The sequence below is a fragment of the Rhodococcus sp. 5A-K4 genome (assembly GCF_046097995.1).
GTDB lineage: Bacteria > Actinomycetota > Actinomycetes > Mycobacteriales > Mycobacteriaceae > Rhodococcus_F > Rhodococcus_F erythropolis.
Window position 1 is genome coordinate 99,971 of sequence record NZ_JBJURM010000019.1, and the last position, 25,848, is coordinate 125,818.

Here is a 25,848-nt window from a genome sequence, read left to right on the forward strand (position 1 = left end):
TTGTGGGGGCGGGATCCGTTCGGATCCCGCCCCCACAATGTCGTTACCCGGGGTTGTCAGCCGAGCAATCCGCTTCCCACATAGTCGTTCTCGGTGCATCCCGGCGGAATGAGATACACCGCAGAACCGATCGGCGTCGTCCACTCGTTGAGTGCGTCGAAGTCACTCAATCGCTGTTGGACCGGTAGATATTGCTCGGCGATGTCCCGTTGGAATGCTGCGAAGATCAATCCCGAGTTCGAGGTCTGCCCGCCCTCGGGTGCGTCGTCGTAGTTGTATGCCCGACGGAAGAACTGCTCCTTCTCATGCGTCTGGTGGGCTCGCGCGATGTGTGATCCTGGCGGGATCACCGGAATGCCGAACTTGTCCGTGAGTGTGAAATCCGCTTCGTCGAATTCGTTGGTTCCGTTGAGCGGAGCGCCATTGGACAACGTGCGCCCCATGGTGAGTTCACGCCCCGAGCGATCGAGTTCGTCCCAGGTATCCATTTCCATGCGAATGCGTCGTAGTACCAACGAGGTTCCGCCCGCCAGCCACGGTTGACCGGCGCCGTCGTGCCAGATCAGTGAATCGAAATCCACTGTTCCCGGAGCCGGATTGACCGTCCCGTCCACTTGGCCCATGAGATTGCGCATCGTGGTTCCCTCGGGCGTGGTGCCGCGAGCGTTGCGGAATCCCTTTTGCGTCCACCGGATTGTCGTCAGTGATCGGACGTTCTTGGTCAGAACTCGCACAGCATGAGCAATGGTCACCGGATCGTCGCCACAAATCTGCAGCAACAGGTCCGATCCGCCCCATCGATCGTCAAGTCGGTCGATCTCGTAGCTCGGCAACGGCTCGAACCAGTCCGGTTGACGTGCTTGCAATCCCAGCTTGGTGAACAGGCCAGGGCCGTAGCCGACGGTCACCGTCAAGCGGGCCGGATCCACGGCCAGTTCCCGTTCGGTATCCGCCAACGCCGGGTTACCGGCGGTCAGCCGTGACGCATCCTCGGACCACATCTTCATGATCCCGACGACCACAGCTCGATCGGCTCCAGGCAAGAGGTCGAACCCGATGAACGTGCCGTGCGCTTGCGGAGTGGTGGCGATCCCAGCTTGGTGGACGCCGTAGAACGGTTCCACCAGCTTGCCTGCTTGCTGCTCGTGTTCGCTGCGCTCGACCACTGTGGTTGCGCCCCAGGTTATTCCCGCGACGCCGAGCGCGGCGGCACCTCCTCCGAGAAGGCGCCGCCGGCTGAGTGCTCGGCCGGGCGGGTTCGTGTTCTCAGCCACCGTGATTCGGGTCGTAGTTCTCCTGATTACCGGAGAAGTCGCGAATCTGGGCTGTGAACGTGGTGCTGGAACCGTCGTCGTAGATCAAAGTGAGGTCGGTTTCTGCGCCAGGGAGCAGCGGCGCGGACAGGTCCATGAACATCAGGTGGTCACCACCCGGGGTGAGGCTGGCGGACCCGTTGGCAGGGACCAGGAACCCACCGTCCTTGGGGCGCATCGTCATCGTGCCGCCGTCCCCGGTCACGACCTCGTGCAGTTCCAGTCGCGATGACGCGGGACTGGTTGCCGAGACCACCCGTACGTCCTTGTCACTGGAGTTGACGAGTTCGGCGAACGCCGCACTCATTCCCTCCGGCGCCGCCTTGACCCATTGATCCTGAACTGTGATGGATTGTGCGGCTTCGGTTTCGTTGTCGGAGTTCGAAGAACAGCCGGTCAAGGCGAGAGCTGCGGTCAGTGCAACAGCTGCGAATATCTTTGTTCGAACAGTCATGTGTGTCTCCGTGATTCGTGAGGTGTCAGGTGGTGGCGCGGCGTTTGAACGCCGCAATGCAAACGTCGATCAGCAGGAATGCGAGAAGGCTGATGCCGAGTAGCGGAACAAACCAGCCCACCAGTGCGGTTACCGCAACCAGCGCAACAATGCTGAGCGGGGAGAGGTTGCGAATCCCGCCGCGGGCAGGGGCCCGGCCGACAGCCCAGTCGGAGCCACGGGTGGGGCGTCGGCGCCACCACATGATGTAGCCACGAATGACCACGCTGACCAACGCGAGTGCCAGTGCGGTGAGTGCGATCTGGTTGGCAAGGCCGAACATCAGGCCCATGTGGAGCTGGATTCCCCAAGCCGAAAGTTTGGCTGCGAGTGGCCAATCCGAGAACCACAACTCGTCGGTGACCTTCTGCGTCGCTCCGTCGATTGCGATGGTGTTGTTGCTGTACACCCACGGCTGACGCGTCTGGGCGACGGTGAACGCCGTCTCGGCGTTGGCGGGTATCGATACTTCGACCGGACCGGTGATCCCGTTGTACCTGGCGATACCGAGGACGGTGTCGACACGTCCGACGTTGGTGTCTGTCAGCGTGCCGGCGGCGGCGGCGGGGGCCATGTCGTGACCCTCGTGCCCGCCCGTTGCCGGTGGTGGAGCGTCGCCGAGAGTTTTCACGACCGAGGGCGTCGTCCAACTCAATGCGGTTCTCAGATTGCTGACGTTCTCTCCGGCGTAGGTCGACCACGTGAGGCCGGTCGCCGAGAGGAAGACCAATGCAACTGCTATCCAGATGCCGACGACACCGTGCCAGTTCAGGGTCCGGCTTCGTCCGGCGGATGCTCGGTCGATCGTGAGCAGTCGAGCGTTCCGAGCGGTGCGGTATTGACGGAACCACAGGTAGACGCCACCGAGTGCGACCACCCACATCCACGACGCGGCCAATTCGCTGTAGAGGCGGCCAGGTTCACCGAGATGAAGGTGGCGATGCAGCTGAGAGATCCAGGTGCGCAGTGGCAACGAACCACTGCTTCCGTAGACCGCCAGCTCGCCGACCGGCTGTGCAAGCACTGGATCGACGAAGACTGCGAGCCTCTCCGATTCGCCCAACGACGGATCGGTGAACAGGACCCGCGTGGTTTCTCCGGCCGCAGGGGACGGACGTACTGCCGAGACGGTCAGGTCAGGGCGGTACTGCTGAGCGGAACGGATCTGGTCGTTCAGTGATGCGATCTGTCCGGTGGTGTCGGTCTGGAGGTAGTCGCTGTAGACGAATTTCTCGATGGTGGGCGCCATCGCGTAGAGACCACCGCTCAGCGCGGCGATGAGGATGAACGGCCCGATGAGGATTCCGGCATAGAAGTGCAGGCGCAGAATCAGCGGTCTGGCGCCGCCGACCTGCTTCTTCGGGGGAGAGCTGTCGTTGGAAGCGCGTGTCTGTGCGCGCTCCAATTCGGGTGCGGACATGCGTGTACTCGATCCCGCCGTGCGCCTTTATTAACCGCGGGCGGTTAATAAAGGCGCACAGCAAAGTGGCGCACGTATTCACGTGCGTGAGAGGAAAGGGAAGGTGAGTTACACGAATGCCGGTGGGCCGCGAGTGCCCAGGCCTGAGGTGAGAAGTTGACGCAGAACAACTTTGGCGCGGTATCGAGTACGCGCAGTGAACGGCGAGGGTTCAGGTGCCCACGGGCGCAATAGGACGGCGACGATTGCCGCCACCGTCGATGCCGCCACGACGTACCCGCGTTCTGCGCCGCGGATCAGAACTGCGCACACTCCGACGGCAGCGATGTGCGCTGCGAGCATCGGAAGCGACAGGAGCAGGCCGTGTTGATGATCCGAAGCGATGGTCAATGTCGCGTGACCGATGGCCTGACCCGCAGCGAGCATAAGGGCGAGCAAGAGGGCAGGGGATCGGCGAGTGTCGATGGACGTGACCACCGCGCCGACGCTCGCGCACGCGAGGATCAACAACACCACCGCGCTCTCGGACGGGGCCATGCCGCCGCCACCGAGCGCGTGGGCTGCGACGGAAACCGCGCCGGAGGTACCGCCCACGAAAGCGCCGCGCAGCTGCGCGACATCTTTCGGACCCGGCGTCATACGCGAAAGGATACAGGCAGCTACTACGAGGGCTAGTAGTCGAGCCCGGCCGAGTCGGTTTGACGCCGTTGACGGCAGTCAGGTCGCGCCACTCACATTCTTGCAATCCCTGTATACGAATGGTGCACGGTCATCGTTCAACGCTGTCGGTCATCATCCGTACTCGTATCCGGCGCTGCCTACCGATGAACATGACTGGAACTCGTGGTCTCAGATGAGTGTCGAGTCGTTCGCGGGCGGCGGGATCGTTCGGCCGAGCCTTCGCGGAATCATGACTGCCAACGGAGATTCTGCAAAAAGATTTGGATTACCGAGTTCGGGGCGCCTACAAGTGGGACTCCGGACAGCGTCCGCGAAGCACGTCAACTCGAGATCTATCAGGCAGCGATGGCAGACAAGCAAACCAAGTCTTGGTTGGGGCCGCTCATCTTCTACCGTCTCAACGACTACGCGCCTTACGGGGCAACGACGGATCGAGAGTCGTATTTCGGCGCAGTGAGGTCGGACGGCACCGTCAAACCGAGTGGTGCATACGTGAAGAGTGTGCTCTGCCCGTGATGACGGTCGAATGGTACGAGTGATCCGTAGGGTTGGGGGCACTTCGTTCGAGAGCGCGGAATTCTGCAGCAGCTGAACACTTGTCCATGAAGGGAGGGCGATCGCCCAGGTGATCACCCTCCCTTTTCTCGTTTGTTACCAAGGGATTTGCCCTGACATTGCGGAAGGCTGTTTTCAGCGGCAGATGAAGATATCTGTGCCGCATATCGTTACGACGTTCGTATTTGCTGAGATCGGCACAGGCGTGGGGACCAAAGTCATCGAAGTGCGGGTGTAACGGTCTGTTGTGCCGTGACGGTATTGAGCAGAGAACGGCAAGCCCGCCAGAGTGATAGCGTCCGAGAGGCTATGTCCGAAATGATTCCGAACTCGACCTAGGAAAACGGTGCGCAGCGATAACAACGGTTCGAATAACGGAGTCCTGGGGAACAACTCCGGAACGACTCAGGGCGACGGCCTTTTCGACGCGTCCGACGACGGTTACGCAACGTCGATTCGAACCGTCACCTTCACGCCGCAATTCGACGAACCTGCGGCAAAACCGTTGCCCAGTCAGCGGATGCGCCAGCAACGTCGTGAAGAGCCGACCGATTTTCGGACCTCGACGCCCAGGGCTATGACCTCTGTCGACGATCTGGACATCATCAAGCGGGCGAAGCGTCCACCCGAACGCGGTTTGGGCAGTGTGTTGTTCAAACTCACCGGGGGTCGGATCAACACTGGGCAGTCGGCCGCCGAACTCGAACATCAAGCTCTGGTGCGCCGTGCCAACCGAACAGTGCGCGGCGTGTACAAGATTGCTTTCATCTCACTCAAGGGTGGTGTGGGAAAAACCACGGCGGCCAAGACCGTCGGTTCGACGTTCGCGTCGATCCGTGGCGATCGAATCGTAGCCATCGACGCCAATCCTGACCTGGGAACTCTGGCTGATCGTGAACGACGTGAACATCACCTGACCGTTCGTGATCTGTTGGCCGACGGTGACATTCGTACGTACAGCGATGTTCGCTACTACACCTCGCAAGGCGACAGCCGACTCGAAATCCTTGCGAGTGAGGCAGATCCGGAAACTTCGGAGTCTTTCAACGAGCAGGACTACCTCGATACTCTGCGAATTCTCGAGGTGCATTACAACATCGTCATCACCGACTGTGGCACCGGAATCATGCACTCGGCCATGTACGGAATTCTCGACGAAGCAGACGCTTTGGTAGTCGTCAGCCCGACGGCGCAGGACGGTGCCCGTAGTGCTGCAGCAACGCTCAGTTGGCTGACCAAGCACGGATACGCAGATCTGGTGAGCAGGTCGGTCGTGGCGATCAATGCGACGCGGCCGGGTTCGTCTTCGCTCGACCTCGACCAACTCGAGGACGTTTTCGCTCAGCGTGGAGTGCGAGCGGTCAAGACGTTGCCCTATGACGATCACCTCGGTGAGGGCGGTCCGATCGACTTGAAATTGTTGAACAAGCGCACTGCACGGGCATATCTGGAACTCGTCGCAGCGATTGCCGACGGTTTCCCGGACTCGGTGGGCAAGCACGCTTCTCGCTGAACGTGCTCGCCCCCGAATCTGATCATCGGGCCGGTGTTCAGGGGTGCCGAAGTATCGCGCCGTATCCGTCGGCGAGAACGAGGCGTTCGTCGATCTGTACCAGCTCGGTGCCGGTCCCGATTGCGATGTAGGGGAGTACGCGATCGGCGGGCCCGATCAGCTTTCCACTGGTGACTTCCTTGTCGTCGGGATCGGTGAGCAGCAGTGTCTCGACCTTGCCCTGCTCGAGGGCGTCGAGGACGCGTGCGGTCCCGTCGATGGAGAGGCCGGAGTCCCGGCCCTGCTCTGCGACGTAGCGTTCGGTTTCCGCATCCATTCTGCGTAGTCGCTGCGTGTCGATCAGTTCACGAATCGACTTCGACACCTCGGCGGGTGTCGAACCGACTGAACGCGAACCTTTTTCGACGTCCACCACCCGTAGCGTCGACGGTAGGAGCTGTGCAAAAGCTTTGCGGGACTGTACTTCTCCGATCACGACCACCAGTGCGACCTTGTGTTCGCGGGCGAGCGCCGCCGCGCGCTCCACGGCCTGTGTCAGGTTCTTTCGGATGTTCTCCTCCACGAGGCTTTGGCTGTCGGTGTACCGCTCCTGGCCGCCCACGTGTGCCTTGTGGACCGGGAAGCCGTCGCCGTCTACCGTTTCGCCGTACACGTCACGCCCGCGAGCATCGCGCACGCACAGGTCCGCGCCGGTGTGGTCGACCTTTGCGATGAGGAACGGTTCGGTGTCGTATCCGTGTGCGATCAGTGGAATCAAGTAGGGCAGTTCGCCCAAGGTCGCGATGGTGGAGCCGGCAGGTTCGAGCAGAATATCGTCGATCAGCACTGCCTCGGATGTGGCGACGATCGCGCGTCCGGCGCGACCTGAGATGCCGTGATGGTTGTCCTTCACCTCGTCCAGTCGCGCGATCAGCGATTCCGATGCTCCCTGTTTCGTCAGTTGATTGCGCATCGAGCGCCATTCGAGTTCGAAGCGCTCGCGTGCATCTTCCCGGTTGCGGACGTCTTCGAAGTACACGGAGGCAAACGGGCCGTCACTCGAACCGACCTTCTTCAGCCGCCCAGCATGCATGTCGGCTCCCTTCTGTAGTGGTCCTATGCCGCGTACCCGACAACTGGTGATTCGACACGACCGCTTTCAGTTCGCATGTTTGTTCGACTGCTGGTACTGTCTGTGAACGTGAGGGTGGTGCAGAGGGAAGCCTGCATCACCTTCACGCCAAGAACCCGGGACCTGCCGCCGACTGCCTTCGGTGGCAGGTCCCGATTCTGCTTAATCGGCGTCGTCAGTGCCCTTCGACCTGTCGGAACTCTTGCGCCAGTGAGTGAATCGTTCCTTGATGTCCGTCGCTACGTCGCCGACGCCGTTCCCGACGGCGCCCACGGCACCGCCCAATCCGCTACCGATGTCGCGCACCATCCGGACCAAGGGGTCTTCCGACTCGTCGAAGTTCTGCTTGTACGTCTTGGCTGCATTCTTGAACTCGTCGCTGATCTTCGCTCCGTCGTCATCGCCGCGGCGGGGGTAGTTTCCGCGCAGAATCGCGGCGTAGTCTCCGCTGTCCACCCACTTCTTGAGTTCGGCGGCGCGAAGCACCGAGAACGGGTGAGAGAGCAGTTCGATGTTGAGGAGCTTGAGTACACCGTCGCGGAGGTCGCCGCTGGCGTCGTACTCGGCGGCCTGGGCGAGAAACGCGTCGATGTCGATTTCACTGACTCGGGATCCGCCGGCCAATTTCATCTGCACGCGAATCGCTGTGTGTACGTCCTGGCCGCACAGTAGTCCTGCACGATCGCCGGACAGTTCGGACTTGCGTTGCCATTCCATCAGGGCGGCGATGATCGCGCGCAGTGCCCATCCGCCGACCGGCAGCCATCCGATGGTTCCGGCCAGTCGCATCAAATGCATCAAGATGGTGCGATACACGGCATGGCCGGACAGTGCGTGGCCTAGTTCGTGGCCGATGATGAACCGTTGCTCCTCGTAGTTCATCACGTCCAGCAGACCAGTAGTGACCACCATGAACGGCTTGTCCATGCCGATGGTGAAGGCGTTGACCATCGGGGTCTGGAGTACGAACAGCTCTGGTGTCTCGTCGGCCTGCAGGATCTCGACGCAGTCACGGCGCAGATCGTTCAGGTCACTGAACTGGCGTTCGTCGACTCGCACTGACGTGGCGAGGTACATGAGGCGGTGCTGACGTTCTTGGAGCAGTCCGGACAGCGTCCGCAGAACAGTGTCGAACCCCCGAAGCGTCCGGAGCGTCACCAATGCGGCCCGATCGGCTGGGTGTTCCCACGCACGCGAGCTGATGTCCGGGAACTCGATTCGGGTGCGATCTGGTGCAGTGGTCATGGTGGCCCCTCACTTCGATGTGTGTCGACTCACCTCCAGGGTAACGACTAGTCGGTTTAGCGCGGATGTCCGGCAGCTCACTCGGTGGGCTGGGGGAGCGTGCAATCCGTGACTTTGGGGTTGACGCCGAAGTAGTTCAGCGGGCCGGCGATGACCGTGAGCGCGATGGTCCCGACGCCGGCGCAGTTGGTCGGCGAACTGCTGTAGTAGCCGCGTTGGCCGGCCGCGACGGCCCCGACTATCAGCCAGATCAGAACGATCAGAGTCACAATTCTCATCATGGCGGGCTCGATTCTTCAAATATTATGGTGCCCAGCGAAATACCCGGTCAGAGTGGGTATGAAACGCTCAGCCGACGGGTATCCCTGATGTATGCGGCTCGAGGCGGGCGTATCCGCCCGAGTGAACGCACTGAAGGAGCTTGTGATGATCATCCTCGGCGTAATCCTGCTGATTATCGGTTTCGTGGTGAACATTCCGATCCTCTGGACGATCGGTGTCGTCTTGTTGGTGATCGGAATCATCCTGTACGCGCTGGGCGCGGCCGGGCACGCTATCGGTGGTCGGAGGCATTACTACTGATCAGGGGTCGACCCGTCATGCGTACCCGTGCCCGTCGGGACGGTGCGCTCAACCGCACGTGCGATCAGTTTCCGCAGGCAGACCTGGCGAAGCGTTCGCTGTTGCCAGTCGCTGCCGCCGCCGGTCACGCATTTGTCGCGCAGTGCTGATTCCACGCTCGTGTACTCGCCTGTCTCGTCGAGGGAGTCACGGACATGGATCAGGAGTCGGTGCAACTGTTCCGTGGCCGAAATTCTTTGTGTGGTAACCGGATCGATCGACGCTCCCAGGACGCCTTCCTTCGCGGACACCCAGGTTGCGAGGCGGAGGTTCTCGAGGGAAGTGCGCGGAGCGACGACTCCTCGTTCGACGGCGCGCAGTGCAGTGGCGACCAGTGCGCGCACAAGTGCTGCAAGCAATACGGTGTCGTCGACCGTCGGCTGAACGTCGCAGACCCGGATCTCGACGGTCGGTAGGTGGCAGGAAGGCCGGATATCCCAGTAGGCCATCCGCTTGTCGAGCATCACGCCGCAATCCACCATCTTCGCGACCGCAGTGTCGAAGTCCCCGGGTGTCTCGAAGTACGGCGGCGGCCCGGCGACGGGCCACCGGGACCATTGGATCGCCCGCCAACTCGCGAAGTCGGTGTCGACTCCTTGGTGGATACGGGAGTTGGCGCTCAGTGCCAGCAGGGCAGGCAACCAGATGCGCACGTGATTGCAGACCTGCACGGCCTCTACTTGATCAGCGACGCCCACATGGATGTGGCAACCGCAGATACTTTGTTCGGCGGTGAGGGCGCCGAAGTGTTCGCCCATCTGGCGGTAGCGAGGGGAGTCGCTGATCTCGAAACGTGAAGGCCCCGAAAGCGGTGCGCCGACGGCCAACAGCCTGCAGCCGTTCAACTCGGCCGCTTTCGCCGCGAGCCGACGCATGTCGATCAAGTGGGTTCGGAGTTCGTCGATGCTCTGGCACACGGGAGAGTTGGTCTCGACTTGGCAGCGGGACAACTCGAGCTGAAGATCCAAACCGAGTGTCGACGCGGTTTCCGCAACCGCGGCATTGTCGGTGGACGGCAGCCAGGATGTCGGGTCGACGAGGATGAATTCTTCTTCGACGCCGACGGTCGGGGTCGTCGATTCGTAGCGGCCAGCGGTGGATCCGGTCGAGCAGGTGGCGCCCATGCTCGCGTCTACCCGGTCGGTCGAAGGCGGAAACCGACCCGAGGAAGCCCCGTTCTCGTCGGGAGAACGGGGCCTGTGGTCGGTCTTGCCAACATCTCGGAAGCGTCAACGAGCCCTTGCACACCGTATGAATCTGGGGACTGGCGTGCCTGGGAAAACGTACTGTGTCGGACTCGGTAAAACGAGACCCCAAGGCATGTCTCACCCCCGATTTCACCCTCATGCGAGGGTGCCTGCACGCCCTTCGTCGAGGCGCGGATCGTGACCTGGTGGCCTGCGGCGGTCCAGTCGCGGTTTATCCGTGGGGCCGCCTTTATCGGGCAGATTTCGAGAAATACGAACCCATCTAAACTAACGTCCAGCATTCGGATGTGAAGTTCTGGCGAAGTGTGGGGACTCGGTGAGTCAACAGACATTTGATCAGTTAATCGCGTGCACAGTATCCACTGAAGATATGTAATTTTCGAACTGGTATTGCGTTTCATCTGCGAGAATATCCAGTGGTCATGGGTGAAAGTCAGAAGGTGGGAGAAAGTGCCTGGGATTGTGTTGCTAACGGTTCGTTATCGCCGCCGAATGCCCACCATGTATGTGGATGGCGCCTCTTGGAAGCGGGAAAACTGCGTGTCATCCGTGTCGCAACTTCCTCTGCCTTGTGGTCTTGGATTGAGAGTTTCACCAGGAGAATCTTTCGTAATCGACGCGTCCGGAAATTTTTCTCAAGATTTACCCACTTGCGAATTGGGGAATTTAATGGGTTGTGGAAAGTGGAAATATTGCGGGTGGGAGCTGTTATTTGCGGTGATTTGCTCATATCTTGCTGAGTGAGGTATTTGCAACCGAAGTGCCACGTGGTCGAGAAATAATGCTTTTCATGCTTTACATTGGAAATTGCAAGATGCACGTTTCATCCTCCAGTGTTAAACGAAAGGACGAACGCAATGGGTAGCTTGGAAGATTTCGACATCGCGGCACTTCTTCAGAAGGTCATCGCATTCTTCGACGGATTCTCGTCGGACGAGACCGAGCCCCCCACGGGCTAAGACTTGGCGAAGCCGCTGTGCATCCGGATGACACTGGAAGCACAGCGGCTTCTGTGTCCGGACCTCATCTGTCAACCCAGTTGGAGACTGTTGCGAAATCTCAACCTTCTATCGTTCTAGCTGGTCGCATCCTTCTGGATCAGGAGCATCGCGTCGTCGACCGGATCGAAGTACAGAGCCGGATCGGCAACCAGGGCAGCGTCGTCACCATGAGTTTGCATGGTGACGACCCAGGCGCGATCGTCGTGTTCCACGTAGTAGGCACCCGCAAGGACCCCGATGGAGCTGCCGCCCTTGAATCCGCCGTAGGTGAACCATTTCGCGGACTCGTCACCGAGCGCCGGATCTTCGGCCAGTATGTCTCGAACCGGTGCACCGCTCTCGGTCTTCGCCATCTCTTGCAACGAGACCAACGCGGCACGCAGGTCGGCGGGCGAGGCGAACCAGTCGATGTCGAAAGGCCATGCGGGGGTGGTGAATGCTGACGCCGGGATGTCCACCAGGCCGCCAGGTAGTGCCGCCAGTATTGCTCGACGCTCGTCCGGGGTTCCGTCGCGCCAGGCGATACGTTGTGCGCCATCGTTGCCCCAGCCGAGTTGGAACAGTGCGCGGGTCGGCTTCAGTGGAATGTTGAGCGAAGGATCCGCCATGCCCATCGGGGCGAACTCGGCCTCGACCTGCTCGCGCCCGACAGCAGCGATCAGCATGTCGGTGGCGGTGTTGTCGCTGATCGAGATCATCTTGCCGGCGGTCTCCCGGACCGTGACTTCGGTTCCCGACGGCAGGTCCTGCATTGTCCCGCCGGGCATCGACTTGAGGTCGTCGGTGATGGTGAGCTTCTGATCCCACGAGAGTGTCCCGTTCTGGACAGCCGTCGCGACCGCGCCGAGAACGTACAGCTTGATCGTTGACCCTGTGGGCTGTGGTGAGGTGTCGCCGACACCGAAGACTTCGGCGTTCTTTCCGCCGGTGACCTCGGTGACGGTCAAGTTCGTCGGCGCGGGAAGTGCTTTGACAGCTGCCTCGAGCTCTTGCCACGATGCGGCAGGCACATGATCGTCTTTGGTCGGTGTTATCGCCATTCCAAGGACCAACCCGCTGCCGTCGACGACGACGTTTATGTCGAACGCGCCGCCGGTGGTACTGGTGATGGAAACGGTGCCGTCGGTATCGCCTCCCTTGTAATTCACTGTTGTCCAGGGCTGTCCGGCTCGGATGGAGTCGAAGTCCGCAGGCGTCAGGACAACTGGTGCGGTGGGTCCGAAGTGCTCGGCGATTTCTTCGTGGGGCAATGGCGCGCTCGTGTTGAACGCACTGAGAAGCCAGCTGATCTGCTTGCCGACGGGGCTGTCGGGGATCGTGACTGTCGTGGGTGTCTCGGTGGCGGAGACCTTTGTGCTGTTGTCCGAAGTTTGTGCAGAATCCGGCCCGGAAGTACATGCGGCGAGGGCGAATACCGCTGCGGAGGCAAGTGCCACCAGCGTGAGCGGGCGACTCTTCCTGCGTGTGTGTTCGAGTTTCATGGACTCATTTCATCAGCGTTCTCTTCGGCGCGCGTCCGTCTGAGGTGTAGACGTACTCAGCCTGAAGTACTGAATCGATTCATCCTCGAGTACCGTCAACTACTTGTCGTGGTGACACGCATAGTGAAGCTGGACAAAACGGAGAAATGCTGCACCCGAGTAACTTTCGTGAGGACTGCCCGAGTTAGTTCTTGGTCGCGGCCAGGAAAGAAGGCTGCGTCGACAGTGCGGCGATCTCTTCGGGGAGATCAGGAATCCGGCGATCGTACAGATCTGCCAACTCCACCGAGCTGAAGCGTCGGGCGGTCCAATTGTGTTCAGTGAGCCACCGGCCGGGATCGGATCGTTTGTCGCTGTAGAACAGTTGCGAAATGTCCAGGTCTCCGAACGGGTTCTCGGCAAAGTACTTGGATCTGATGGTCGCCAGCTTCTTCGGGTCCGTGCCGGCCGGAAAGTCGTTCACTGCCAACCGACTACCAGTGGCCGAGAGTTCGTCGATCCGCTCGAACAGGGCGTCGTGGGCCGGGCCGGGGAGATAAGCGAGCAGGCCTTCTGCGGACCATGCAGTAGGTTCCTTCGGATCGAAACCGGCCTCCGCGAGCGCAGCCGGCCAGTCGTTGCGCAGATCCGTAGGCACAGTGCGTCGATCAGTTTTCGGCTGGGCGTCGCGCGCCGCGAGCACTTCGGCTTTGAACTCCAATACCTTTGGTTGATCTACTTCGAACACTGTGGATTCTGAGTTCCAATCCAGCCGGTACGCACGCGAATCCAACCCCGCCGCAACGATTACCGCCTGCTCTACTCCGGATTCGGTTGACGACAAGAAGAATTCGTCGAAGAACCTGGTTCGCAATCCCATGAAACCGCCGAAGGGTGTGTCGTCGAGGAGTGCCGGATCTTTCAGAAGAGCTGTGAAATGCGGCTCCGCTGCAGCTTCTACGAACCACGATGCGAACTTGTCTTCGATGATCGCGTCCGAGCGGGCGCTTTCCAATGCGCGGAAGGTCGCCACTGCAAGCGCGGTGAGTCCGACGCTACTGACGATGTCCCACGTATCTCCATCGCTCCGCATTTTCTGGGTGTCCTTCCGCTCTGGACGACTGAGCCGAACCCTCTCGACTTTACGCCCGAGCGACCCCTTGCCGCCTGGAACGGAACGGTCGGAACTGGGGCGCGAACAACAACGAGCCGGCATCGGAACATTGTGTGGTGCAAGGCGTTCGGTTTGAAGTCAGCCCTGCCAGGAATCTGCCAGGGTTGTGCCAGTGGACGGCCAGGATGCGGGACTTCACTGGTGTGTGCCCCGTTCGGGACAGCCAGAGAGAGTCTGGAGAAATCTTCGGAGAAGGGATCGATCATGACACGACTATCCGCACCGGAACAACGTAGGAAGTACTTCTGGACCAAGCTCGCGGTGACGGGGGCGGTATTGACCGTACCCATTGCCGTGCTCGCCGCACCGGCCTCGGCAGATACTGTGAATCATGATGTAACACAGGCCGATAACAGTTGGTACGGAGATCAGGGGGGCGATCACTCGCACGATTGGGACCGTGGTGGAAACGGCGGCTGGAACCAGGGTGGTAACTGGAATCAGGGCAACGACTGGGGCAATCAGAACCAATGGCAAGGCCGGCAAGATCAGGCACCCGCGCCGACAGTGAACCCCTTCGCCGGACTGTTCGGATCCAGCTGATCCCCCGGCTACACGACGAATTTCGGGTCGAGAGAGATTGTAAGCCCATGTTGCAGGAAGGCTCGCTCGAGATGTTGGCCGCCGCGGCACGGAGCGGTAGCCATGAAGCCATGACCGATTTGTACGCAGTGTTTCGCCCGATGGTTGTGCTGCGGTGCCGCGCCGAGCTTGATCGGGCCGTCTCCGACTCCGCCGCGGATGCTGCATGCATCTCTGTTCTCACGGCAGTTTGTGACGGATCGGCGGCGAATCAGCCTTTCCTGCGCCTGCTGTACGTGAGTACAAGCGTCGCGATTGCTCGGGCGGCATCCGACCGGTTCAGCAGTGGGCCGCTCCCGCCTCCAACAGCGCTCCCGGTTGTCGAACGCGATGTCCTGGTGTTGCGGTTGATCGTCGGCCTCGACAGTGAGGCGACGGCAACATCGCTCGCCCGTACGACCGACCAGGTGTCACTCGACCTGCATCGTGCGCTGCAGCGCCTGCGAAAGTTGAGTTCTCCGAATGCAATCAGGGAGACGTTGGTATCTACCTGAGGACGTTCGGAATGCGCAGGTTCAGGCGGGAACGGATCCCTGCCTTACTGGCCGGCGATGTATTCGATCGACGGTCCGGCGGTCCAACCACCGTCGACGGCGATCTCGGAACCTGTTGTGTACGAAGCATCGTCGGAAAGAAGGTAGGTGACCGCACCGACCAACTCCTCCGGGCGACCGACACGGCGATACGGATTGTTGGGGAATGCGCCCTCTTCGAGGCTGATGCCCGTCGGCGCAGTCATGGGGGTGAGGACCATGCCGGGGTGCACGGAGTTGACCCGAATCTTGTCGCGACCGAGTTCGACGGCGGCGATCTTGCTCAGCCCACGCACGCCCCACTTGGCTGCGCCGTAACCGCTGGTCAGAGCCATGCCCATCAGGCCGGCGGCCGAGGAGATGTTCACGATGGATCCGCCGCCTGCTGCCTTCATGAACGGCACCACCGTGTGGATACCGGTGTGTACGGACACCAGGTTGATCTGGATGATGCGTTGGAACGTCTCGAGCGGTTCTTCGGCGACCGTCTGGCCGGAAGCCGAGATTCCGGCATTGTTGACCAAACCGTTGATCGCGCCGAATTCGGATACCGCGTACTCGGCGGCGGACTTCCAAGACGCCGGATCGGTGACGTCGAGGTGAACGTAACGTGCTGCGTCGCCGAGAGATTCGGCCACTGCTCGGCCGTCGTCGTCGAGTAGGTCGCCGATGACGACGCGGCCGTTACCCGCGACGATGCCGCGCGCAAACGCTTCGCCCAGGCCGCGTGCGCCGCCAGTGACGAGAACGATTTTTCCGGAGAGATCCTGAGTCATGATTGTTCCTAACCTGTTGGTGTTGCGAGATATGGCTTCGAGAACGCGCCGAGCGCGCGGGTGATGGCCTTGGGTGCGGGGGTCCGGAGGTCTGCCATCTCGCGCAGTGCGGCCACTACCGCCAGTGTTGCCTGGCCCGAAGCCGCTGTCGTGTCGAGCGAGCCTTCTGGCCGATCGATCAGACGTGCAACTTCTGGGCGGATCAGTTCCATCGTCTCGAAAGTTGCTGATTCCCAAACTCTCCGGAGCGCCGCGTCGCCGAAGATGATGGGCATCAGTGACCGAGTCATCGGCTCGAAGGACTCGCCGACCGATGCGATAAAGGCCGTCTTCACTGCCGCTGAGAGTCCGTATTCGCGGGATTGCGCGCTGAGGGCGGTGGCAAGACTGCGGTTTCCCTCGTCGAGCATCGGCCAGATGCTCTCTTCCTTGGTGGCAAAGCAGCGATAGAAGGTGCGCTCGGAGATTTCTGCCCGTTCGGCGAGCTCCGCGATGGTCGTCGAAGTGTCGCCGCGTTCGACGAAAGCGGCAGCGCAACTCTGCGAGACGCGGAGAAGTAGTGCAGTGCGGCGGGCTGTTGCCATATCCGCACTGTACCAAAAGTGGCAGAAACTGCCACAAGTTGTGCCGGTCGGTCAGCCGGTGCTGCCTTCGATGCCGGATACCTCCTGCTCAACGGCGCTCTTGATGTTCAGCAGCGTCTTGCGGATGTTGCCGCGCTGAAAGTCGGCGAACGTCTTTCCGCCGGTGGCAACCTTGTCGAATATGTCGGCCGCAAAATCCGGCCAGCCCCGTCTGTCGTCGATCCACGTTTCGGTAACTCGGGTTCCACCGGGGACGGGCTGAAATCGGTACCGCCAGGTTGCAATAGCGGCAGAGATTCGTGGCGTGGCAAGGCCGATCTTGTGAACACGGAATTCGAACAGTTTCCCGGTGTCGGCAGCGGTGACGGTGCATCTTGTGGTCCACTGCGCGCGCCCACGTTTGTTGTGCCCGTCGAACTCCATACCCAGGAAAGCGCTTTCGCGGTCTCCCCGCAAGGTAGCTCCCAGGTTTTCGGGACTCCAGTCGCCCATGCGAGTGGGATCGCTGATGAGCTCGTAGAGAGAAAGCGCGTCGACATTGACGACGACGCTGTCGGAGACGGTGAGTTCGCGAGCCATTTCGGTTTCAGTTTCTTTCTGTCGAACGTGGATGGAATCGGTGCTGATTATTACCCGTGCGGTTTCAGTTGGATCTTGACCGCGCCTTCCTGCTTTTTCTGAAAGATCTCGTAGGCGTGTGGCGCCTGATCGAGCGGCAGCTGATGAGTGGAAAAGGTGTCGACGCCGAGTGGGTCGTCATCAGTGAGCAAAGGCATGATGTCGTCTACCCACTTCTTGACGTTCGCCTGACCCATCCTGAGCTGAATCTGCTTGTCGAACATAGTCATCAGCGGCAGTGGATCAACCATGCCGCCGTATACACCGATCAGAGAAATCGTCCCCCCGCGCCGAACGATGTCGATGGCCGAATAGACCGCACCGAGTCGATCGATTCCTGCGTTACGCATCGCAGGCGCGGCAAGAGCATCGGGAAGGAGTCCGACGAACTGCTGCGCGAGCTTTCCGATCGGAGACCCGTGAGCTTCCATTCCGACAGCATCGATCACCGAATCGGTTCCACGGCCGTTCGTCGCATCTCTGACTGCGTCACCGATCTTGCTGCCGTAGTCGTCGAGATTGAGGGTTTCGATCCCGCGTTCGGCAAGGCGTGCAAGGCGTTCGGGTACACGGTCCACGCCGATTACTCGAAATCCCTTGTGGTGAGCGATGCGGGCCGCCATGTCACCGATCGGTCCGAGACCGAGGATGGTCACGGACCCACCCGGCGGGATGTCGGCGTATTCAACCGACTGCCAGGCTGTGGGAAGCACGTCGGAGAGGTAGACGAATCGCGAATCCGCGGGACCTTCGGGAACTTTGATGTGTGTGAAATGTGCTTGCGGTACTCGAAGGTACTCGGCCTGCCCGCCTGGCACCGAGCCGTACAGCTCGGAGAAGCCGAACAACGCTGCGCCCGTTCCCTGATCGCGGACCTGAGTCGTCTCGCACTGTGTGTAGAGGCTCGAATCACACATGAAACAGTTGCCACACGAGATCTGGAACGGGATCACGACGCGGTCGCCTATCTCGAGATTCGTGACTTCCGAGCCGACTTCTTCGACGATGCCCATCGGTTCATGACCGAGAATGTCGCCGGCATTCATGAACGCACCCAGAGTCTCGTACAGGTGCAGATCGGATCCGCAGATATTCGTCGTGGTGACCTTGATGATCGCGTCACTGGGTTCGACGATCTTCGGGTCCGGAACCGTATCGACGCTTACTTTTCGTTTGCCTTGCCAAGTCACTGCGCGCACTGGGATCGACCTCTCATCGCGGAAATGCTGTTCGCAGTCACCTGCCCGAAAGCGCTGAAATGCAAACAAAACCGGTGAGGGTTGCGGGAAGTGCTGCGAGCGTTAGATTGAGAGGGAGGCGGGCCGAGGCTCCTGAAAGGCCGCACGCCGTATGACTGACAGGACCAAATGACGGGGATGACCGCATGACCGAGAAAGACAACAACGACCAGTCGCCCAAGGGTGGGCACCCAGGGCCCGTGGACAAGGGCGGCGACGGCGGAATGGCAACTCGAGAACAGGCGCCTGAACTGGTCGAGGAGACCTCCGAGAAGAAGTCTGACGACAAGTAGTTTCCTTTTACTCCGCGTTGGGTAACAACGGGGATAGGCCGCATCGGACCGTCCCGGAATCAATGCGGGCGAGGTTCCTCGAGGTTGAGCAGCCAGCCACGGGAACCGCCTTAAGCATCTCCCAGTTCGTGGTTCAGCCGGGTTAGAAGTTCAACCCTGTAACAGCAAGTGATCGAACCGGGTCCGCAGAAGTGTCGGGACCCGGAAATCGTCCAGCGTGCGAACTATCAACTGCTCGGCAACATCCCTGAGTTTCACGTTGGTCTCCTGCGAACGCCACACGAGGATGTCGAAAGCTCGATCGGCAGAGATTCCGTAGATCACCATGAGCATGCCTTTGGCTTGCTCGATCACCCCGCGAGAAGCAGTGATTTCGTTGACCAGCACGTCGACAGATGCTTTCACCGTGCTGTCCAGGGTTTCGGTGACGTCGATGTAGAAGCCTGAGCTGCCGACCACAGCACCCGACTCGTCCACGACGCTGTCGCCGACGACGATTACCGAGTGAGTGTCCCCTGCGGTGTCGATAATGCGGTGGCGGCTGCTGAACGGGCCGCCTGAAGTGCGGATGGCATGGAGTGTCTGGGCAACGTGTCTTCGGTCGTCGGGATGCTTGTGCGCGAGCATCAATTCCGTCGTCGGAGCCACTTGGTCGGGTTCGTATCCGTGAATCCGTGCGACTTCGTCCGACCACTCCCACCGGTCGCCGTTGCGGTGATAAAGAAAGCCGCCCACCCGGTGTGGAGCCCCCGATCCCGACGTTCGCCCCAACCCGTCCTCGTTCACCACACACGCCCCCTCGTTCTCGACCTCGTCCCAACCGGCGTACTCGCCAGTTAGTTATATCGGACAAATCCGGCGGAGGTGGTGTCGGTCCCATATTTCGGAGCACCGTCTGGATCGCTACCGCATGGGTCGGGGAAACCGGCGCTCAGAGAACGTGGCGACGGTCCCACTTCAGTCGCGGCTGAAGCAGTGTTGCCGCTGTGTCCATTCGGTGATCGCCGCCGCGATGGCCGCAGGCTGATCCTCGGGGGCGAGATGTCCTGCGGGACCGCACTGTTTCACCTCGAGGTTTGCGATATTCGATCGGCTCCACGCGACTTCGTCAGGTCCGATCATGAGAAGTTCGGCGGGGCCGCTGAAGGTGAGAAGGAGTTTGGGTACCTCGCTGCTTTCTGCGAGCCAATCGCTGTACGCCGCCACTCGTGCATTCACGTCGCCGGGACTTCCTTCGACGGGGAAGGACCGTGGCCACTCGAGAAGGGGCCGGCGACTCTCCGGCGAGGGGTAAGGGGCGCGATAGGTTTCAGCATCGGTTTCGGACAGTTCTCCGAGAACTGTTCTGTGAAGCGCAATTTCGAGGAAGAAGTTTTCGTCGAGTACCTTGGTCTCGCCGATGCCGGGAGCTCTCAGGGCCTCGACCCGCGCTCGTGCGTCTCCCGGGAAGTGCTCGTCCCAGGTCATCGGACGGAGGATCGTTTCGAAGAAGGCAACACCTCGAACGCGTTCGGGATGGCGGGCAGCCCAGTCCAGTGCAAGTGCCCCGCCCCAGTCGTGTCCGACGAGTACGACGTCGTCGAGCTCCATCTGGTCGAACCATGCGTCGAGGTAACGGGCGGTGTCGAGAAAACCGTAGTCGATTGGCGGTTTGCCCGACGCGCCCATTCCGATGAGGTCAGGGGCAAGCGCTTGGCCGAGATTTCCTATCTGCGGGAGGATGTTTCGCCACAGGTAGGAGGATGTGGGGTTCCCGTGGATAAGTACGAAGGGTGTTCCGTCTCCGCACGAGCGGTAGGCCACAGTCGAGTCGAGCACGGGAATTGTGGGCATTGCGACTCCTCAAATAGTTTCCATGTACCCTAATTTAGATAGTAGCCATGTATTCTATTTGAATGCAAGATCGAGAAATATGGACGACGGGGTCGCTGGTGTGGCACCTTGGCTTGCGCTGGCGGGCGGGGGTTGACCGAGCGATCGCGCACCTCGGGTTGACCCACGCCCAGTATTCGGTGCTCGCGTCTCTCCATGGTCTGGTGAGTGCGGGGGAGAGGCCTAGTCAGCGAGAACTCGCCGCGCACACAGGGTTGCAGCGAATCTACATATCCAAGCTCGTGCGAGCGTTGGAGAAGAGCGGGTTTGTTGTCAGCGAACGAGACAGTCGCGATGCGAGAGCCGTTTGCCTCGATCTCAGTGACGAGGGGAAACGAGTCATAGAACTCGCTAAAGACATTGTCCGCCAATTGGATGCAAAGAATACGGAAGTGCTGACGAAAACCGGTGGGCGGGAACTGGCCGACCTCCACCGCGCCCTCGGTGCGTTACTCGACGCCACCGAAGCCGGCGATGAATGAAGTCCGACCTACTTACTTGGCGCTACGTTCGGCGGCGACGGCAACAGGTTCGGGTGAGCCGGCCGGCTGTGGCCTGAGGCTGTCGGCACCGATGTTGTAGACGTCACTCGTCGTGGCGAGGGAGTTGGACGTGGTGGACGAGGGAAGCCCGGCGCGCCAGTTGACGATTGGATTCAGAACGCCGAACGGGCCACATCCGGAAGCTGTCGGGACGGCGAAGGGCTGTCCGGTGTGTCCGGTGTTTCGAACGACGGCAGTATCCGGGAAACCTGGAACCTCTTCGAGGACGCCGTATTCGGTCACATCCAAGTTGAGTTGAACGGGGTTGTTGTCCGAGCCCAGGTAGCATTTGCCGCCGAGGAGAGGGTTCGCGATCTTCAATTTGACGGGTAGCTTCACACCAAGCTGAAATGCATCCACGGTGGGAAGTGCAGACGTCGACTCGACGGTGGCCGAGGCCTTGTTCAGTCCGAAGAGATTGTTGAATGGTAGGTCGATTCCGAGTGCGCCCCCGGGGATGTCGATAGGTTCGGCGTAGATCCCCCGACTGTTGTCGTTCGGTGGGATGAAGACTTGGTCGAATCCGAATTCAGCCTCTGGATTCTCCCGGTATGCAACTCCGCCTGCGATGCGCATCGCTCCGGCGGGAATGCCGACGGAAAGCTTGCCGATCTTCATGTTTCCGCCGGTAACCGTGACGTCCATACAGGTGCTGGTCTCGGGATTGTCGATCGGACATGAATCCCAACCGCCGAAGGGGATCTCCGCTGCCGGGGCGGCTCCTGCAATACCTGCTGACAAGCTTCCCACCGCTGTGACGGTGGCGAACACAGTTGCGGTGGCGAGTGCGCCGAAAAGCCCACGCGACGTCGAACGTCGGGACATGTATTTCTCCTTTGGGTACAACCGACCAGTCGGGATTGTGATGATGAGTGACGGTAGTCACGTGTGACTTGGATGTACAGACAATTTGAAACAATTCCGACAAAAGTATTACTGCGATCGCCTTCGCTACTACTTGTGGCTGTGAGGATTGAAATTTGTTGCAGTGCTCTGTGTCTCGTCATTCACCCACGCATCGCTGTGAGGTGCTACGACCCGAAAAGGCGTTCGTCGACGGGAATATCGGACTCCTGTCGAAATCGAGGGGGCAATGTTTTGTCGGAGTCGCCAATGAGGGAAGTCAGGGCGAGTAACTTTGTCGAACAGCGGCTGATCGGTACTCCGGGCAGCTGCCCGAGAGAACGGATCGCCATGACGCTGATGCTGCCGCTCGACTCGATGTTCCTGCTGATGGAGTCACGAGAGCATCCCATGCACGTCGGTGGACTGTCGCTTTTCGTTCCGCCGGAAGGAGACGACGGCGAATTCGCCAGGTCGCTCTACCGTTCGCTCACCGACGTCGACTCGATTCGCCCCCTCTTCCGCCGCAAGCCGGTGCAGTTCTTGTCGAACTTCGCGCCGGTGCGTTGGACGGAGGACACGGATGTCGATCTCGAGTATCACGTCCGGTTGCTCGCGCTGCCCAAGCCGGGACGAGTCCGCGAATTGCTCGAGCTGACCTCCATGCTCCACGGCACGCTGCTCGATCGGCACCGGCCGCTGTGGGAGGCGTACGTGATCGAAGGTCTCGCCGACGGCCGAGTTGCCGTGTACATGAAGACGCACCATGCACTCATGGATGGTGTGTCTGCTGTTCAGGCGTGGTACCGCAGCCTCTCGTCGGACCCGCTCGATCGAGAATCGATGCCTCCGTGGGCGCAGCGACCTTCTTCGGGGCGGGTTCGAGCCAGTCGCGGGCTGGACCTGCAGAGGCGGGTGGGCTCCGTGATCGAGACCGTGCAAGATGTGGTCGGGGTGGGCCCTGCGATAGTGAACGCCGCTGCCTCGGCAGTGAAGGACCACGTCGCACCGTTGCCGTTTGCTGCCCCGAAATCGATCTTCAACGTCCCGATCACCGGCGCGAGGCGTGTCGCCGCGCAGTCGTGGCCGATCGAGCGCCTGCGCAAGGTCAGTTGCGTTGCAGACGTGACGCTCAACGATGCGGTGTTGGCTATGTGTGCGGGCGCGCTACGGCGATACCTGATCGAACTGGACGAGTTGCCGGACAAACCGTTGATCGCGATGGTGCCGGTATCACTTCGTAAAGGCACTGAGGGTGAGGCTTCCGGCAATGCCGTAGGTGCGGTGTTGTGTGATCTGGCAACCGAATTGGCGGATCCGGCGGCCAGACTTCAGAGAGTTCACGACTCGATGAGTAGCGCCAAGTCCCTGATGTCGGGACTGACGCCCCTTCAGATCACGGCGCTCAGTGCATTGAACGTCGCGGGCCTCGGGTTGCCGCTGATCCCTGGTTCATCCCGACTGATCACTGGGCGCCCAGTCTTCAATCTGGTGATTTCCAACGTCCCCGGCCCGACGACGACGCGATACTGGAACGGCGCGAAGCTCGAGAGCTGCTATCCGGCATCGATTCCGTTGGACGGGCAGGCAATGAACATCACTGTCATCGGCTATGCGGACACCATGCAGTTCGGTCTCGTCGGTTGCCGCCGCAATGTTCCGCACCTGCAGCGGCTTCTCGGTCACCTCGAGGAATCACTGAGTGAACTAGAAGCCGCCGCAGGCTGATCAATTCGATTTGGGCATTCAGACGTCACGTCCGTTGACGACCAACTGGTGGACGTCCAGTTCTTTGTCGTCGAGGCCGAAGCTGATGATGCGTTCGGGGTGGATACGGATGATCGGTGCGTCGAGACCATGCGCACCAACACCCGTAACATCCAAAGCCTCTGCCCGTCCACGGATTTCGACACACCTGACCCGCCATGGATCTACAGATGCGATGTCGTCCACGACAAACGCGACCCGCCCGTTCTCCGCGACATTGTGAAACTTACGGCTGCCCGTCATGTTGTAACCGCTGATGTCGATCGTGGCTGTATCCGGGTTGTAGTGGAATCCGACCGGACTGACTTGCAACGTTCCATTCCGTTGAACCGTCGCGAGGCGTCCGAGAGTCTGTGTGGCCAGGTAGTCGAGTTCGATTCGGGTGAATGTCATGAAATCACGCTAGAACCTGAACTGCTGTAGAGGTCAAGATCTCCGAACGTGCAACTCATTCCGTCTCGTCAAGGCCCTCTTCTGCTTCGTCGACCCGGCGCTCGGCTTCGCGAAGCTCATCCTCGGACTCTCGAACCGCGACGCCGGCAGCCTTCTCGGTGTTCTTGGCGAACTGTCGTTCCTGTTCTGCGTGTTCGAGATCGGCGCGGAGTTCTTCGATGCGGCGGTCGAGGTCGGACAGCTTTGACCTGGCATCCTCGAACTGGGCGGTCTCGGCCTTGACCCGTCGTCGGATTTTCTCGAGGTCTGCCCTGGCTTCCGTCAATTCTGCTTTCGCCTTGGCTTGTTCGGCCTTGTGATCCGGAGCAGTGGATTTGGCCGGAGCGCTGTCTTCGGTGTGGATCGCAGGGGCATCGTGTACGGAATCCTCCTCCACTACAGCAAGTCCCGCCGGCCCGAAACCGCTGTAACTGGCAGCGGTCACAACTCGTCCGAGTCGGACCTGCGCGGCAGTCTCCTCGTCGGACAGGGCGGCATTGAGGGTCTGCGCGACATCACGTAACGCATCCTCACCGGCATTCTTTCCACGCGAAGCCGCGATCTCACCGGATTTGTGGGCGAGACTTCGCACCACCTGCTGCCTCTGTGTCGTCAGCCGTCGCAAGTCCTGACCTGAGAGATGGCGTTGGGCGTCGCGTAGCGATTCGCCAAGCGCGAGAAGTGCATCCAGATCTTCGGATAGATTGCGCGAAATGAGATTGACCAACCATCCCACGGTGGTTGGCTTCCGAAGTTTTCCGATCTCCGCGGCCAGTGTGCGGTCGTTGTCCTCCCGGGCAGCCTTCACATGCTTTGTACGCGCCTCGACGAACTCGCCGGGGTCGAGGCCGTAGAGTTCGTCGGCGACATCATCGAGGGTCACACGTCCATACTGTCATTCGGCGAGTGGTTCGAAGACTGTCTTCCAGTCGTTTTTGATGCTCACCACTGTCCACCCGTTTGCGCGCGAGGCGTCGAGTGCGTGCTCGGCTCCGTCCACGTAGTCGAACTCGCGTTCCGGATCGTCATGGAGCACCAGAAGACGAAGTGCCGGAATGTTCGGGTGTTCGGCGAACTGCAACATCGGTAGGTCACCGTTGCTGTTTCCGGCCGCGATGACGGGTCGTCGGCCGATTCGGTTCCATATCTGGACGGGCTTGGCCGGCCCGTCGTCGACGACATCGGTTTGGGGCTGACGAAGGATCGTGCCGCTGTGGCCGTCGTCCTTCCACGTCAATGCCACGCCGCTGCCGATGACGCGATCTCGGGGGATGCCGTAGACCTCCTGACTGATCGGCCGCATGAAATCACGTCCGCCGCCAGAGACTATGTAGTTGGAGAAGCCTTTGGCCGCAAGGTAATCGAGCAACTCCACCATGGGCGAATAGCTGCAGTGCAAATATTTGCGATCGAGAGTGGGATGCGAAGCAGTGCGCAGGTAGGTATCGGCGTGGGTTTCGAATTCGTCGACTGTGACTTCGGCGAATGCCGCCAGGACACCGGCCGCGAGCACCTTCAGTGCGCTGTCGTCGCCGCGATAGTGCTTCGAGATCACATCGTTCAACCAGGCGTAGTCCTGCTCGAAGGCCGCCTGCCACGGTTGACGGTTGCGAAGAGTCGGATCCTGGTTGGTCATCTCGACGAGGCGGCGCAAGATGAAGTCGAGTTGGATCGGCATCGGCTTCTCACACCACAGAGTTCCGTCGTTGTCGAAGACTGCGATCCGGTCTTCCGGTGCGATTTCGTCCGGACTTCCCTCAGTCGTCGCGCGTTCGACGAATTGCCTGATGGCCTGTTTCGGCGTGCCGTCCTGCCAGCTCGGAAGCGGGTCAGGGTTATCGGAGGTGGAGGCTTCAACGAATTGACTGCTCATGTGGTCCCTGGCTTCCAGTGAGGCGATGACAGACCCGGCACTTTCATACTCGGACCTCCTGCCGAAGATGGCATCGCCCATTTCGGGCGACAGCGCTTCG

Annotated in this window: 29 protein-coding genes; 8 read left to right on the top strand and 21 right to left on the bottom strand. The window is 60.5% G+C overall.

What is annotated here, in order from left to right; all coding sequences use genetic code 11:
• Positions 1 to 56 precede the first annotated feature (56 nt).
• The 4 genes from ACKAMS_RS23060 to ACKAMS_RS23075 all read right to left on the bottom strand — a co-directional run bounded on the left by ACKAMS_RS23060 (position 57) and on the right by ACKAMS_RS23075 (position 3,865).
• Positions 57 to 1,274, bottom strand: a complete 1,218-nt coding sequence (locus tag ACKAMS_RS23060; RefSeq protein ID WP_142006686.1) for a Dyp-type peroxidase — start codon at positions 1,272 to 1,274, stop codon at positions 57 to 59.
• Positions 1,267 to 1,767: a copper chaperone PCu(A)C gene (locus ACKAMS_RS23065; RefSeq protein ID WP_047889154.1), complete on the bottom strand. Its 501-nt coding sequence runs from the start codon at positions 1,765 to 1,767 to the stop codon at positions 1,267 to 1,269. The genes ACKAMS_RS23060 and ACKAMS_RS23065 overlap by 8 nt, the downstream gene beginning before the upstream one ends.
• A 25-nt stretch (positions 1,768 to 1,792) precedes the next feature.
• The gene (locus tag ACKAMS_RS23070; RefSeq protein WP_408989589.1) at positions 1,793 to 3,226 is read right to left on the bottom strand and encodes a PepSY-associated TM helix domain-containing protein; all 1,434 of its coding nucleotides are present in this window, start codon (positions 3,224 to 3,226) and stop codon (positions 1,793 to 1,795) included.
• 108 nt (positions 3,227 to 3,334) lie between these two features.
• Positions 3,335 to 3,865 (bottom strand): hypothetical protein, encoded by a 531-nt coding sequence (locus ACKAMS_RS23075; protein WP_029254615.1) that lies wholly within the window; start codon positions 3,863 to 3,865, stop codon positions 3,335 to 3,337.
• A 387-nt stretch (positions 3,866 to 4,252) separates the two neighbouring features.
• Here ACKAMS_RS23075 and ACKAMS_RS23080 point away from each other — a divergent pair, with 387 nt between their 5' ends.
• Together ACKAMS_RS23080 and ACKAMS_RS23085 are read left to right on the top strand one after the other, a co-directional pair.
• The gene (locus ACKAMS_RS23080; RefSeq protein WP_158304199.1) at positions 4,253 to 4,423 is read left to right on the top strand and encodes a hypothetical protein; all 171 of its coding nucleotides are present in this window, start codon (positions 4,253 to 4,255) and stop codon (positions 4,421 to 4,423) included.
• 385 nt (positions 4,424 to 4,808) lie between these two features.
• Positions 4,809 to 5,975, top strand: coding sequence for a MinD/ParA family protein (locus ACKAMS_RS23085; RefSeq protein ID WP_020906466.1), 1,167 nt, complete (start codon positions 4,809 to 4,811; stop codon positions 5,973 to 5,975).
• Between the two features lie 37 nt (positions 5,976 to 6,012).
• Here the strand turns inward: ACKAMS_RS23085 and ACKAMS_RS23090 are convergent, their stop codons facing one another.
• The 3 genes from ACKAMS_RS23090 to ACKAMS_RS23100 all read right to left on the bottom strand — a co-directional run bounded on the left by ACKAMS_RS23090 (position 6,013) and on the right by ACKAMS_RS23100 (position 8,612).
• On the bottom strand, positions 6,013 to 7,047 hold the full coding sequence (locus ACKAMS_RS23090) for a hypothetical protein (protein WP_019747188.1): 1,035 nt from the start codon (positions 7,045 to 7,047) through the stop codon (positions 6,013 to 6,015).
• 201 nt (positions 7,048 to 7,248) lie between these two features.
• Positions 7,249 to 8,331: a M48 family metallopeptidase gene (locus tag ACKAMS_RS23095; protein ID WP_019747189.1), complete on the bottom strand. Its 1,083-nt coding sequence runs from the start codon at positions 8,329 to 8,331 to the stop codon at positions 7,249 to 7,251.
• A gap of 77 nt (positions 8,332 to 8,408) precedes the next feature.
• Positions 8,409 to 8,612: a hypothetical protein gene (locus ACKAMS_RS23100; protein ID WP_003945456.1), complete on the bottom strand. Its 204-nt coding sequence runs from the start codon at positions 8,610 to 8,612 to the stop codon at positions 8,409 to 8,411.
• Positions 8,613 to 8,757: 145 nt separating this feature from the next.
• On the opposite strand from ACKAMS_RS23100, the gene ACKAMS_RS23105 reads away from it, so the two are divergent.
• Positions 8,758 to 8,913 carry a DUF6131 family protein gene (locus ACKAMS_RS23105; protein WP_003945912.1) on the top strand — a complete coding sequence of 52 codons (156 nt, stop codon included), beginning with the start codon at positions 8,758 to 8,760 and terminating at the stop codon, positions 8,911 to 8,913.
• Here ACKAMS_RS23105 and ACKAMS_RS23110 read toward each other — a convergent pair.
• The 4 genes from ACKAMS_RS23110 to ACKAMS_RS23125 all read right to left on the bottom strand — a co-directional run bounded on the left by ACKAMS_RS23110 (position 8,907) and on the right by ACKAMS_RS23125 (position 13,714).
• Positions 8,907 to 10,076, bottom strand: coding sequence for a glutamate--cysteine ligase (locus tag ACKAMS_RS23110; protein WP_408989590.1), 1,170 nt, complete (start codon positions 10,074 to 10,076; stop codon positions 8,907 to 8,909). The two genes, ACKAMS_RS23105 and ACKAMS_RS23110, sit on opposite strands and share 7 nt — an antisense overlap.
• 517 nt (positions 10,077 to 10,593) lie before the next feature.
• Positions 10,594 to 10,980, bottom strand: a complete 387-nt coding sequence (locus tag ACKAMS_RS23115) for a hypothetical protein (protein WP_135000256.1) — start codon at positions 10,978 to 10,980, stop codon at positions 10,594 to 10,596.
• 255 nt (positions 10,981 to 11,235) lie between these two features.
• Positions 11,236 to 12,642, bottom strand: coding sequence for a serine hydrolase (locus ACKAMS_RS23120; protein ID WP_408989591.1), 1,407 nt, complete (start codon positions 12,640 to 12,642; stop codon positions 11,236 to 11,238).
• 184 nt (positions 12,643 to 12,826) lie between these two features.
• On the bottom strand, positions 12,827 to 13,714 hold the full coding sequence (locus ACKAMS_RS23125; protein WP_408989592.1) for an SAM-dependent methyltransferase: 888 nt from the start codon (positions 13,712 to 13,714) through the stop codon (positions 12,827 to 12,829).
• 285 nt (positions 13,715 to 13,999) lie between these two features.
• On the opposite strand from ACKAMS_RS23125, the gene ACKAMS_RS23130 reads away from it, so the two are divergent.
• Together ACKAMS_RS23130 and ACKAMS_RS23135 are read left to right on the top strand one after the other, a co-directional pair.
• Positions 14,000 to 14,338, top strand: coding sequence for a hypothetical protein (locus tag ACKAMS_RS23130; RefSeq protein ID WP_408989593.1), 339 nt, complete (start codon positions 14,000 to 14,002; stop codon positions 14,336 to 14,338).
• A gap of 47 nt (positions 14,339 to 14,385) precedes the next feature.
• Positions 14,386 to 14,871, top strand: coding sequence for an RNA polymerase subunit sigma (locus ACKAMS_RS23135; RefSeq protein ID WP_021333191.1), 486 nt, complete (start codon positions 14,386 to 14,388; stop codon positions 14,869 to 14,871).
• Positions 14,872 to 14,915: 44 nt separating this feature from the next.
• Here the strand turns inward: ACKAMS_RS23135 and ACKAMS_RS23140 are convergent, their stop codons facing one another.
• The 4 genes from ACKAMS_RS23140 to ACKAMS_RS23155 are packed head-to-tail and all read right to left on the bottom strand — an operon-like array spanning position 14,916 to position 18,087.
• Positions 14,916 to 15,686: a glucose 1-dehydrogenase gene (locus ACKAMS_RS23140; protein ID WP_003945779.1), complete on the bottom strand. Its 771-nt coding sequence runs from the start codon at positions 15,684 to 15,686 to the stop codon at positions 14,916 to 14,918.
• A gap of 8 nt (positions 15,687 to 15,694) precedes the next feature.
• Complete coding sequence (locus ACKAMS_RS23145) at positions 15,695 to 16,270, bottom strand: TetR/AcrR family transcriptional regulator (RefSeq protein WP_019747199.1); 576 nt, start codon at positions 16,268 to 16,270, stop codon at positions 15,695 to 15,697.
• Between the two features lie 51 nt (positions 16,271 to 16,321).
• Positions 16,322 to 16,849: an SRPBCC family protein gene (locus ACKAMS_RS23150; RefSeq protein ID WP_019747200.1), complete on the bottom strand. Its 528-nt coding sequence runs from the start codon at positions 16,847 to 16,849 to the stop codon at positions 16,322 to 16,324.
• A 50-nt stretch (positions 16,850 to 16,899) separates the two neighbouring features.
• A complete protein-coding gene (locus ACKAMS_RS23155; protein WP_019747201.1) occupies positions 16,900 to 18,087 on the bottom strand; it encodes a zinc-dependent alcohol dehydrogenase in 1,188 nt (395 codons plus the stop codon).
• A gap of 185 nt (positions 18,088 to 18,272) precedes the next feature.
• On the opposite strand from ACKAMS_RS23155, the gene ACKAMS_RS23160 reads away from it, so the two are divergent.
• A complete protein-coding gene (locus tag ACKAMS_RS23160) occupies positions 18,273 to 18,419 on the top strand; it encodes a hypothetical protein (RefSeq protein ID WP_019747202.1) in 147 nt (48 codons plus the stop codon).
• A gap of 150 nt (positions 18,420 to 18,569) precedes the next feature.
• Here ACKAMS_RS23160 and ACKAMS_RS23165 read toward each other — a convergent pair whose 3' ends face one another.
• Together ACKAMS_RS23165 and ACKAMS_RS23170 are read right to left on the bottom strand one after the other, a co-directional pair.
• Positions 18,570 to 19,208, bottom strand: a complete 639-nt coding sequence (locus tag ACKAMS_RS23165; protein ID WP_019747203.1) for a PAS and ANTAR domain-containing protein — start codon at positions 19,206 to 19,208, stop codon at positions 18,570 to 18,572.
• Positions 19,209 to 19,376: 168 nt separating this feature from the next.
• A complete protein-coding gene (locus tag ACKAMS_RS23170; protein WP_060938310.1) occupies positions 19,377 to 20,252 on the bottom strand; it encodes a haloalkane dehalogenase in 876 nt (291 codons plus the stop codon).
• Positions 20,253 to 20,314: 62 nt separating this feature from the next.
• Here ACKAMS_RS23170 and ACKAMS_RS23175 point away from each other — a divergent pair, with 62 nt between their 5' ends.
• A complete protein-coding gene (locus tag ACKAMS_RS23175; protein WP_264613985.1) occupies positions 20,315 to 20,773 on the top strand; it encodes a MarR family winged helix-turn-helix transcriptional regulator in 459 nt (152 codons plus the stop codon).
• A gap of 12 nt (positions 20,774 to 20,785) precedes the next feature.
• Here ACKAMS_RS23175 and ACKAMS_RS23180 read toward each other — a convergent pair whose 3' ends face one another.
• Positions 20,786 to 21,658: a hypothetical protein gene (locus ACKAMS_RS23180; protein ID WP_408989594.1), complete on the bottom strand. Its 873-nt coding sequence runs from the start codon at positions 21,656 to 21,658 to the stop codon at positions 20,786 to 20,788.
• A gap of 369 nt (positions 21,659 to 22,027) precedes the next feature.
• Here ACKAMS_RS23180 and ACKAMS_RS23185 point away from each other — a divergent pair, with 369 nt between their 5' ends.
• Entirely contained in the window at positions 22,028 to 23,404 is a 1,377-nt protein-coding gene (locus tag ACKAMS_RS23185) for a wax ester/triacylglycerol synthase family O-acyltransferase (RefSeq protein WP_019747210.1), read from the top strand.
• Positions 23,405 to 23,422: 18 nt separating this feature from the next.
• Here ACKAMS_RS23185 and ACKAMS_RS23190 read toward each other — a convergent pair whose 3' ends face one another.
• The 3 genes from ACKAMS_RS23190 to ACKAMS_RS23200 are packed head-to-tail and all read right to left on the bottom strand — an operon-like array spanning position 23,423 to position 25,748.
• Positions 23,423 to 23,836, bottom strand: coding sequence for a PPOX class F420-dependent oxidoreductase (locus ACKAMS_RS23190; RefSeq protein WP_046378057.1), 414 nt, complete (start codon positions 23,834 to 23,836; stop codon positions 23,423 to 23,425).
• 55 nt (positions 23,837 to 23,891) lie between these two features.
• On the bottom strand, positions 23,892 to 24,758 hold the full coding sequence (locus tag ACKAMS_RS23195) for a hypothetical protein (RefSeq protein ID WP_019747212.1): 867 nt from the start codon (positions 24,756 to 24,758) through the stop codon (positions 23,892 to 23,894).
• Between the two features lie 12 nt (positions 24,759 to 24,770).
• On the bottom strand, positions 24,771 to 25,748 hold the full coding sequence (locus tag ACKAMS_RS23200) for an HAD family phosphatase (protein ID WP_046379794.1): 978 nt from the start codon (positions 25,746 to 25,748) through the stop codon (positions 24,771 to 24,773).
• Positions 25,749 to 25,848 lie beyond the last annotated feature (100 nt).

Bases quoted from the DNA above. Each gene is read 5' to 3' on its own strand.
- ACKAMS_RS23180 (WP_408989594.1), bottom strand. From the start codon at position 21,658: ATGTCCCGACGTTCGACGTCGCGTGGGCTTTTCGGCGCACTCGCCACC.
- ACKAMS_RS23120 (WP_408989591.1), bottom strand. From the start codon at position 12,642: ATGAAACTCGAACACACACGCAGGAAGAGTCGCCCGCTCACGCTGGTG.
- ACKAMS_RS23185 (WP_019747210.1), top strand. From the start codon at position 22,028: ATGACGCTGATGCTGCCGCTCGACTCGATGTTCCTGCTGATGGAGTCA.
- ACKAMS_RS23110 (WP_408989590.1), bottom strand. From the start codon at position 10,076: ATGGGCGCCACCTGCTCGACCGGATCCACCGCTGGCCGCTACGAATCG.
- ACKAMS_RS23150 (WP_019747200.1), bottom strand. From the start codon at position 16,849: ATGGCTCGCGAACTCACCGTCTCCGACAGCGTCGTCGTCAATGTCGAC.
- ACKAMS_RS23080 (WP_158304199.1), top strand. From the start codon at position 4,253: ATGGCAGACAAGCAAACCAAGTCTTGGTTGGGGCCGCTCATCTTCTAC.
- ACKAMS_RS23200 (WP_046379794.1), bottom strand. From the start codon at position 25,748: ATGAGCAGTCAATTCGTTGAAGCCTCCACCTCCGATAACCCTGACCCG.
- ACKAMS_RS23190 (WP_046378057.1), bottom strand. From the start codon at position 23,836: ATGACATTCACCCGAATCGAACTCGACTACCTGGCCACACAGACTCTC.
- ACKAMS_RS23090 (WP_019747188.1), bottom strand. From the start codon at position 7,047: ATGCATGCTGGGCGGCTGAAGAAGGTCGGTTCGAGTGACGGCCCGTTT.
- ACKAMS_RS23075 (WP_029254615.1), bottom strand. From the start codon at position 3,865: ATGACGCCGGGTCCGAAAGATGTCGCGCAGCTGCGCGGCGCTTTCGTG.
- ACKAMS_RS23065 (WP_047889154.1), bottom strand. From the start codon at position 1,767: ATGACTGTTCGAACAAAGATATTCGCAGCTGTTGCACTGACCGCAGCT.
- ACKAMS_RS23095 (WP_019747189.1), bottom strand. From the start codon at position 8,331: ATGACCACTGCACCAGATCGCACCCGAATCGAGTTCCCGGACATCAGC.
- ACKAMS_RS23070 (WP_408989589.1), bottom strand. From the start codon at position 3,226: ATGTCCGCACCCGAATTGGAGCGCGCACAGACACGCGCTTCCAACGAC.
- ACKAMS_RS23105 (WP_003945912.1), top strand. From the start codon at position 8,758: ATGATCATCCTCGGCGTAATCCTGCTGATTATCGGTTTCGTGGTGAAC.
- ACKAMS_RS23145 (WP_019747199.1), bottom strand. From the start codon at position 16,270: ATGGCAACAGCCCGCCGCACTGCACTACTTCTCCGCGTCTCGCAGAGT.
- ACKAMS_RS23160 (WP_019747202.1), top strand. From the start codon at position 18,273: ATGACCGAGAAAGACAACAACGACCAGTCGCCCAAGGGTGGGCACCCA.
- ACKAMS_RS23130 (WP_408989593.1), top strand. From the start codon at position 14,000: ATGACACGACTATCCGCACCGGAACAACGTAGGAAGTACTTCTGGACC.
- ACKAMS_RS23125 (WP_408989592.1), bottom strand. From the start codon at position 13,714: ATGCGGAGCGATGGAGATACGTGGGACATCGTCAGTAGCGTCGGACTC.
- ACKAMS_RS23135 (WP_021333191.1), top strand. From the start codon at position 14,386: ATGTTGCAGGAAGGCTCGCTCGAGATGTTGGCCGCCGCGGCACGGAGC.
- ACKAMS_RS23175 (WP_264613985.1), top strand. From the start codon at position 20,315: ATGCAAGATCGAGAAATATGGACGACGGGGTCGCTGGTGTGGCACCTT.
- ACKAMS_RS23170 (WP_060938310.1), bottom strand. From the start codon at position 20,252: ATGCCCACAATTCCCGTGCTCGACTCGACTGTGGCCTACCGCTCGTGC.
- ACKAMS_RS23100 (WP_003945456.1), bottom strand. From the start codon at position 8,612: ATGATGAGAATTGTGACTCTGATCGTTCTGATCTGGCTGATAGTCGGG.
- ACKAMS_RS23140 (WP_003945779.1), bottom strand. From the start codon at position 15,686: ATGACTCAGGATCTCTCCGGAAAAATCGTTCTCGTCACTGGCGGCGCA.